The 5,937-nt window shown below is 50.2% G+C and carries 5 protein-coding genes and 1 pseudogene; all 6 read right to left on the minus strand.

Annotation, left to right across the window (positions count from 1 at the left end; all coding sequences use genetic code 11):
* A pseudogene (locus QVO99_RS07035) lies at nucleotides 1–188 on the minus strand (TrmH family RNA methyltransferase); the annotation flags it as partial.
* The gene (locus tag QVO99_RS07040) at nucleotides 185–613 is read right to left on the minus strand and encodes a SufE family protein (protein WP_022316900.1); all 429 of its coding nucleotides are present in this window, start codon (nucleotides 611–613) and stop codon (nucleotides 185–187) included. The gene QVO99_RS07040 and the pseudogene QVO99_RS07035, both read right to left, overlap by 4 nt.
* A 54-nt stretch (nucleotides 614–667) precedes the next feature.
* The gene (locus tag QVO99_RS07045; protein ID WP_022316901.1) at nucleotides 668–1,921 is read right to left on the minus strand and encodes a peptidase U32 family protein; all 1,254 of its coding nucleotides are present in this window, start codon (nucleotides 1,919–1,921) and stop codon (nucleotides 668–670) included.
* 113 nt (nucleotides 1,922–2,034) lie between these two features.
* Entirely contained in the window at nucleotides 2,035–2,595 is a 561-nt protein-coding gene (locus QVO99_RS07050) for a hypothetical protein (protein WP_022316902.1), read from the minus strand.
* Between the two features lie 130 nt (nucleotides 2,596–2,725).
* On the minus strand, nucleotides 2,726–3,727 hold the full coding sequence (locus QVO99_RS07055; protein WP_022316903.1) for a 2-oxoacid:ferredoxin oxidoreductase subunit beta: 1,002 nt from the start codon (nucleotides 3,725–3,727) through the stop codon (nucleotides 2,726–2,728).
* A gap of 26 nt (nucleotides 3,728–3,753) precedes the next feature.
* On the minus strand, nucleotides 3,754–5,604 hold the full coding sequence (locus tag QVO99_RS07060) for a 2-oxoacid:acceptor oxidoreductase subunit alpha (RefSeq protein ID WP_022316904.1): 1,851 nt from the start codon (nucleotides 5,602–5,604) through the stop codon (nucleotides 3,754–3,756).
* Between the last annotated feature and the right edge of the window lie 333 nt (nucleotides 5,605–5,937).

Below are 5,937 nucleotides of genomic sequence, written 5' to 3' on the forward strand. Positions count from 1 at the left end.
GGCGGAGTGGCGGTAATGCCACACAGCCATACCGCCTCGATACGGAAGGCATCACCACTGCGGAACACCGACCCCACATTGTGCAGCGAACGCACATCGTCAAGCATCACGATGAGCGGCATCTTGTCACTCTGCTTGAAGTCGCTCACCGTCATGCGGTGCATCTCTATAGTCTTGAGCTTTCTCATTGCTCCTCACTCTTTACCTTATATGCCAACGCATACATGCGTATCTGCTTCACCATGGCGAGCAGACCGTTGGAGCGGGTTGGCGAGAGATGTTCCTTAAGACCGATCTTGTCGATGAAATAGAGGTCGGCAGCGAGGATTTCCTGTGGGGTATGACCGCTCAATACTCTGATGAGCAGCGCTATGATGCCTTTCACGATGAGTGCGTCGCTCTCTGCCGTGAATATTATCTTTCCGTCCACATAGTCTGCCTGCAGCCATACGCGGCTCTGGCAGCCGTCGATGAGATTGCTCTCTGTCTTGTATTTGTTGTCGAGTGGTTCCTGCTCGTTGCCCAGGTCTATGAGCAGCTGGTATTTGTCCATCCAATCGGTGAAGTCGGAAAACTCCTCAATCACTTCATCTTGTGCTTCGTTGATTGTCATTGTAGTGTATTTTATTGTTGTTGAAAATCCATTTGAGCGTTGCGGCGTATATGCTTACTCCTCTACCCGCTCCAGTTTGAAGAGCTTGTCGCTTGGTCTCACCTTTGACGGCACAGGCATTGACACGCGCTGTCCCTTGCGGGCTTCTTCCACGGGCTCCAGGTCATAGCGTATCTCGTCGGCATTCATATAGATGACGCCTGTCGTAGGTCCGGTAATGAGCAGCTTGTCGCCCTTCTTGAAGTCGGCTGCCTCGATGGCAAATTCTGCCACGCCGAGCTTTGAGAAGTATTTCACTCCCTTGCCCACATACACCTTCTTCTCCGTAGCACAAGAGCCGTAGTTCTTGTTCCATTCTCCGAGTTTCTGTCCCAGATAGTATCCATCCCAGAAGCCGCGGTTGAAGACGGTGGCGAGACGCTCGTCCCACTGGTCTTTCTTCTCCTCCGTAAAGGTTCCGTCGATAACGCTCTGTATGGCTTCCTTGTAGCATTTCACCACGGTGTAGACATACTCCGGACCGCGTGCCCTGCCTTCTATCTTGAACACTCTGACTCCGCTCTTCATCATCTTGTCGATGAATCGCACGGTCTTCAGGTCTTTAGGACTCATCACGTATTTGTTGTCAATCTCCAGCTGGGTGCCGGTCTCATTGTCGGTCACGGTATACGAACGGCGGCAGAGCTGTATGCACTCTCCGCGGTTGGCTGAACGGTTGGCATTGTCGAGACTGAGATAACACTTGCCGCTGATTGCCATACACAAGGCTCCATGGCAGAACATCTCTATGCGCACGGGCTGTCCTGACGGTCCGCAGATGTTCTGTTCCTCTGCCAGTCTGTGCACCTCTGCCACCTGACTCATGTTGAGCTCACGGGCGAGCACCACTACATCGGCAAACTGCGCATAGAACTTCAGTGCCTCCACGTTAGAGATATTGAGCTGTGTGGAGAGATGAACCTCCTGTCCCACCTTGTTGCAATAGGTCATCACCGCCACGTCGCTGGCTATCACTGCCGAGATGCCTGCCTCTTTGGCTGCATCCACAATCTCGTGCATCAGCGGTATGTCCTCGTTGTAAATGATGGTGTTCACGGTGAGGTAGGTCTTTATGCCATGCTCATTGCAGGTGGCTGCAATCTCGCGAAGGTCATCGATAGTGAACGTGCTGGCAGAGTGTGCCCTCATGTTCAGCTTCTCGATGCCGAAATAAATGGAGTCTGCTCCTGCCTGTATCGCTGCGGCGAGGCTTTCTCTCGACCCCACCGGCGCCATGATCTCAAAGTCGTTTATATTGTAATTCGTCATAATCATTTTATCATATATATTGGCATTAGAGCGCAAAGACGCGCTCTATGCCAATTTACTCGGCAAAAGTAAATAAAACCTACCAAAGTGCCAACTTTATCATTGCATTTTCGTCAATCTTCCCAGAACTGGGTGTATACACCCTTGAAATTCTTGTAGTGTTCCATGGTTTTCTGCCGTATTCTCTCATACATGGCATCTGAGTCTATGCCATTCTTCTTGAGGAATGTGTCGAACCACACCTTCGGTGTAGACCATTCCACTTTGCGGCGCTCCGCCGGTTTCATTACCACACCTTCGAAATAGCCTTCTGCCAGGCCTCCATTGTCTACCTGCGTCACCATCTTTGAAGAAACGAACTTGGTGCTGTAGAGCCGGCGGTCCTGTCCTTTCACCCATCCGAACTGCGGCGAGAACGCCTCAAGCTTGCCTAAGGTGATGGAACCGTCTGCTCCCACACCCGTGATCTGTACGCGATACGTCTTTTTATCCATCTCTATTGAAGAGAAGCCATCGAAATAAAGTCTGGCAAACTGTAGTCCTGCGAATGGATTGCTCTTTGTATTGGTGTCTACCTTCAAGCCGCCTGCCTTTCCGCCTCCGCCGCTGATTATCATCCATTTCTTGCCTTCGTCCATCGTTGCCGCAATAAATGATTTGATGTAGTGTGTCATATCTAAAAGTCTTTGGTTTAGCAAAAAGTCCAGTATTCCATCTGTTCTAAAAAAAGCCAAAATGCCATATCCCGCATATATTGATATGAGGAATATGGCATCATATAAGAATAATAAAAGCGTATGCCCTTTATTTCACTTCCCAAATGTCGTTGGTTTCGAGGAGCTCCATGAAGTTGTGATATTTCTTCTTACCCTTCACCTCTTCAATCTGCTCAGCAACGGCAGTCTCATAGGTAGGAGCCTCTACGTCGCGGATTACACCGAGAGCCACTGGGAATCCATGCTCGTTGTCCATCATGGCGAGCTTCAGCTGCAGGGTGTTGTCCTCACAGTGAGCGTCGTGAACGAGGATGTCCTTCTCTGTAATGCCATTCTCGCCGATCTTCACTACCTTCAGACCGAAGCCCTCCTGCACAAGACCGAACTCGTTGTTCTCACCGAAAATCAGCGGCTCGCCGTGCTTCACGTAGATGGCGTTCTTCTTTCTGCCCTCGCTCTTGTAGATAGAGTCGTAAACACCGTTGTTGAAGATAACGCAGTTCTGCAGAATCTCGCATACAGAAGCACCCTTATGCTGCTTTGCAGCCTTCAGCACCTCTACAGTTCCTGCAGCGTCGGTGGCTACGGCACGTGCGAAGAAACGACCTCTTGCACCGAAGCAAAGCTCTGCCGGACGGAATGGGTCCTCTACAGTACCGAATGGAGAAGACTTGCTGACGAAACCGCGTGGACTGGTAGGAGAATACTGTCCCTTTGTGAGTCCGTAGATACGGTTGTTCAGAAGTATCATATTCAGGTCGATGTTACGACGCATGGCGTGGATGAAGTGGTTACCACCGATAGCAAGACCGTCGCCGTCACCGCTGATCTGCCAGATGGTGAGGTTTGGATTGGCTACCTTGGCACCGGTAGCGATGGCAGCAGCACGTCCGTGGATGGTCTGCATCGCATAGGTATTAACATAGTATGGCAGACGGCTTGAGCATCCGATACCGGAGATTACCGCTGTCTCGTATGGCGGAACGCCTAATTCTGCCATCGCCTTATGTAGCGAAGCCAAGAAGAAGTGGTCGCCGCAACCAGGACACCAACGTGGCTGTCCTTTCTTATAATCTTGTATTGTGAACATTGTCAATGAAAAATTAGACGTTTATATTACTTGTTAATGATTTCCTCAAAGCTTTCCACCAACTCGCTTACAACGAATGGCTGTCCCTTAACCTGGTTGAACTGATATGGCACGAAGCCGTCAACCTTGGCACGCAGATAGGCAGCAAGCTGACCGAGGTTCTGCTCTGCCACTACCACCTTCTTGTATTTCATGAGCACCTCTGCGGTGTTCTTTGGCAGCGGGTTGATGAACTTGAACTGTGCAGCAGCCACCTTGTGACCCTTCTTGCGCAGCTCTTCCATAGCTGAATAGAGATGTCCGGCAGTACCGCCGAAACCTACGATGAGCAGTTCTGCATCGTCCTTGTCGCCCAACACCTCAAGGTCTGGAACAGGGATGCGAGCCACCTTGCCTGCTCTCAGTCGACACATCTTGTCGTGGTTCTCAGGATCTGTAGAGATAGCGCCAGTGTCGCTGTCCTTCTCCAGTCCGCCGAGGATATGAGTGAAGCCCTCACGTCCAGGGATACCCCAATAGCGAACGAGAGTCTCCTCGTCTCTCTTATATGGAGTGTAGTTGCCCTTCATGCTCTCTGGAGCATAGTGAGGATGAATCTCAGGAAGCTCAGCGATGTTAGGAAGTTTCCAGGCTGCAGAACCGTTGGCAACGTATGCGTCGGTGAGGAGCAATACCGGTGTGAGGTGCTCAACGGCAATCTTTGCTGCGCTGTAGACAGCGTCGAAACAGTCGGTAGGACTTGTAGCTGCGATTACAGGCATTGGAGACTCACCGTTTCTTCCGTAGAGAGCCTGCAGCAAGTCTGTCTGCTCGCTCTTTGTAGGCAGACCTGTAGAAGGACCGCCACGCTGCACATCGATGATGACGAGAGGCAGCTCGTCGATAACGGCGAGGTTGATAACCTCTGACTTCAAGCAAACGCCAGGACCAGAAGTTGATGTGGCTGCCATAGCTCCGGCGAATGATGCGCCGACAGCACTTGCACAACCGGAAATCTCATCCTCACACTGCACGGTGGTCACTCCGAGTGACTTGTGCTTTGCGAGCTCATGGAGCACGTCGGTAGCCGGTGTGATAGGATAAGAACCGAGGAAGAGCTTCATGCCAGCTTTCTCGGCAGCGGCGATAAGACCATAGGCTGTTGCCTTGTTGCCGGTGATGTCCATATAGCGGCCTTTCACCTTATTCTTTGACTCGATGCGGTATGTAGCAGGCACACCGGCATGAGTATTGTGTCCGTAGTTGAAACCTGCGTTAACCACCTTGATGTTGTTCTCGGCGATCTGAGGCTTCTTGGCGAACTTCTCTCTCAGGAAATTCTCAACGAGAGTGACATCGCGGTTGAAGAGCCAGCATACGATACCGAGAGCAAACATGTTTCTACACTTCATGATGGCCTTGTTGTCCATGCCGGAGTCGGCAAGACAATCCTTCACCATCTTTGTGATAGGACAAGCCACTACTCTATCCTCATCGATGCCCATCTCTGCGAGATAGTCGGCTGTCTTGAATTCAGCCTTCTCCAGATCCTTGGGACCGAAGCTGTCGGTGTCGATGATGATTGTAGCCTGTGGTTTAGCATGCTTGTACTGTGTCTTCAATGCAGCGGCGTTCATAGCCACCAGTACATCGCACTTGTCACCAGGGGTATAAACCTTTCCCTCACCGATGTGAACCTGGAAACCAGATACGCCGGTCAGCGATCCTTGCGGGGCGCGGATGTCTGCTGGATAGTCAGGGAATGTTGAGATTCCGTTGCCGATGGTGGCTGAAACCGTGGAGAAGATGTTACCGGCGAGCTGCATACCGTCGCCAGAGTCGCCTGAGAAGCGTACTACTACCTGCTCCAACTCTTTTACTTCCAAATTTTCTGCCATAGAATTTACAGTATTGATGAATGATTTTTCATTTATTAGTCTTAATCCAAGAAGCTCCGGCTATGCACAGGACATAGAAAGAGCCATGCTTTTCAACAAAGTAATGCAAAGTTCGGAAACTTTAATGAAAGTTCAAAGCTTTTTCCCAAAATAATTTCATTACATATTGAAAACCACGTGTATTTTCACTCTCAATGCTGAATTTGTGTCATTATCCCATACCGATATATATATACAACGGAGTTGTCAGCCTTACACATTGTCAGAAAAATATCATACGATGTCTGACTTCAAGACGCCTTATAAAAAAACAAAATCCAAGCAAGCCCTAAT

This window comes from Prevotella sp. CAG:592 (assembly GCF_000436015.1).
Lineage (GTDB): Bacteria > Bacteroidota > Bacteroidia > Bacteroidales > Bacteroidaceae > Prevotella > Prevotella pectinovora.